The sequence below is a fragment of the Hydrogenophaga sp. genome, from assembly GCF_011390835.1.
Lineage (GTDB): Bacteria > Pseudomonadota > Gammaproteobacteria > Burkholderiales > Burkholderiaceae_C > Hydrogenophaga.
In genome coordinates this window covers 1-2,831 of record NZ_JAABRQ010000066.1, presented here as the reverse complement: position 1 = coordinate 2,831, position 2,831 = coordinate 1, and the positions used below count along the sequence as shown (strand labels likewise).

Genomic DNA, 2,831 nt, shown 5'->3' with positions numbered 1-2,831 from the left:
CTGGTCTTTCAGGCTCTCGGCCGCTGCCGCGCTCTCTTCGACCAGCGCGGCGTTCTGCTGCGTCATCTGGTCCAGCTGTGTCACCGCCACATTGACCTGGCCGATGCCGTCGCTCTGCTCGCCCGAGGCCGCCGTGATCTCGCCAATGATGTCGGAGACACGCTGCACCGAGCCCACGATCTCGCTCATCGTCTGGCCCGCATCGGCCACCAGCCTGGAGCCGGCCTCGACCTTGTCCACGCTCGCGCCGATCAGGCCCTTGATCTCCTTGGCCGCCTCGGCACTGCGCTGCGCCAGGTTGCGCACCTCACCGGCCACCACCGCAAAGCCCCGGCCCTGCTCACCGGCCCGCGCGGCTTCCACCGCAGCGTTCAGGGCCAGGATATTGGTCTGGAAGGCAATGCCGTCGATCACGCCGATGATGTCGCTGATCTTCTTGCTGCTGTGGTTGATCTCGTCCATGGTGGTGACCACCTGGCCCACCACCTGGCCACCGCGTGCGGCGATCTCGGCTGCGCTCGATGCGAGCTGGTTGGCCTGGCGCGCCGCATCGGCGCTCTGGCGCACGGTGCTGGTGAGCTGCTCCATGCTGGCTGCGGTTTCTTCCAGGTTGCTCGCCGCCTGCTCGGTGCGCGCAGACAGGTCCTGATTGCCCGAGGCAATCTCTTGCGAGGCGGCCTCGATGCCGATGCTGGAGGCCTGCACTTGCCCCACCAGGGTGCGCATGGAAGTCTGCATCGCGGCCAAAGCACCCATCAGGCTGTTGGCATCGCTGACCGCAGGCGTGTCACCGCTCAGGTCGCCGTCAGCGATCCGGCGCAGCGCGCTGCGCGCCGCGGCGGGGTCTCCGCCGATTTCCTTCTTGAGCGTGCGCCGCACCAATACACCCAGCACCGCTGACACCGCCACTGCCAGGAGCGCCAGCGCCAGCGCCACCGTGCGGGCACGATCGGCTTCGGCATTGACAGACGCATGTGTCCGGGCCGAGAGTTCCCTGGAACTCTTGCCCAGCGCCAGCAATTCGCCGCGCAGCTTGCGCCAGGCGGGTGTTTCTTCCGCATTGAGCATCTGCACCGCGTCGGGCACGCTGGTCTTGACCAGAGCGAGCACCTTGTCCTGAGCCTGCGCCTGCTCGGCCCGCAAGGCCCCGAGTGGAGCCAGTGCGGCTGCGGTCGGGCTGCCTGCCGCTGCAGACTGTGTGGCCTGGTAAGCAACATCAAATCCGGCGCGGGCACTTTCCAGGTTCTTGTAAGCCTGGGGGTTTTCGGGGTCCAGCAGAATGTTGCGCAGGGCCTGGCCCATCTGAAGACCCTGCGCGTACATGTCCTGCAGACCACTGGCTGTGGCCTGCTCGGTGTTGATGTAGTGGTCGAACTTCGACTGCGTCTGGGCGAGCGACCAGATGCTGGCGGCCAGTCCAGCAACGAACAGGACGGCCGGTGCGACAAAGGCGGTGACGAGCCGTTGATTGAAGTTCATGTGTATCAATCCAGGCGAAAGGCGGGTCAGGCCACAAGGCCTGAGGTGGACGGTTGCAAGCGGAAAACCCGCACCACGTCTGCCAGGCGGCTGGCCTGTTCCTTCAGGCTTTGGGCAGCGGCTGCGCTCTGCTCGACCAGTGCCGCGTTCTGCTGGGTCATCTGGTCCAGGTGACCCACAGCCGTATTGACCTGGCCAATGCCATCGGACTGTTCATTGGCAGCGGTGGTGATGTCGCTGATGAACACCGACACCTTGTCGGCATTGGCCACGATTTCGCCAATGGTGCTGCCTGCCTCGGCAACGAGGCGCGAGCCGGCATCGACCTTGTCCACGCTGCTGGCAATGAGGCCCTTGATTTCCTTGGCCGCTTCTGCGCTGCGCTGTGCCAGGTTGCGCACTTCGGCGGCCACCACCGCGAAACCACGACCCTGTTCGCCTGCCCTTGCCGCTTCCACCGCTGCGTTCAGGGCCAGAATGTTGGTCTGGAAGGCGATGCCATCGATCACGCCGATGATGTCGCCGATCTTCTTGCTGCTCTGGTTGATCTCTTCCATGGTGGACACGACCTGGCCCACCACCTTGCCGCCACGGGCGGCCACTTCTGCGTTGGCCACCGCCATCTGGCTGGCCTGGCGCGCAGCGTCGGCGCTCTGGCGCACCGTGCTGTTGATTTGCTCGATGCTGCTGGCGGTTTGTTGCAGGCTGCTGGCGGCCTGCTCGGTTCGGGAAGACAGATCCTGATTGCCCGACGCGATCTCGGCGCTGGCAGTGCCAATGTTGTCTGTGGTGGCCCGGACCTCACCCACAATGCGCGCCAGCGACGACTGCATGCCCCCCAGCGCGTTCATCAGCGCAGTCAGTTCGTCCTTTCCCTGGGCAGAAACGCCCTGGGTCAAGTCGCCCTGGGTGATGCCCTCGGCGAGCCGCTGCGCCCGGTCCAGCGGCTGGCAGATGCTTTGCATGTTTGCCAGCGTGGTGGGTACCACCACCAGTGCCGCCAGGGCCACGGCAACACCAAACCACAACAAAGTTCGGTCGCTGGTGGAAACCAGTTCCGTCTGCACACCTTCCGCCTCGGTCGCGATGATGGTTTCGACCTGCTGCACCAGCGTGAGGATCGCGGCATAGCGCTCGTGTGCACGACCCAGCATGCGGTTGGCCACGGTGGCTGAGTCGTAGGCTTCATCCTGAATCTGGGCCACCACAGGCTCCACAGCCGCCACATAGTCCTTGAGCTGTTGCTGCAGGTCTTGCAGCACGATGTTGTCCTCGTCCGCTTCGCCCTGCAGCATGCTCGCGAGCTGCTCGTTGGCCTGTTTCACCGCTGTTTCCCAGCGCAGGTTGGACAG

General features: G+C 65.0%; 2 protein-coding genes. Both read right to left on the bottom strand.

Annotated features, from left to right (window positions below):
* Positions 1–1,479 (bottom strand): methyl-accepting chemotaxis protein (locus GPT34_RS17695; protein ID WP_291015352.1); only part of this gene is annotated, 1,479 nt, incomplete at its 3' end.
* Between the two features lie 26 nt (positions 1,480–1,505).
* A partial coding sequence (locus tag GPT34_RS17690) for a methyl-accepting chemotaxis protein (protein ID WP_291015349.1) occupies positions 1,506–2,831 on the bottom strand: 1,326 nt, incomplete at its 5' end.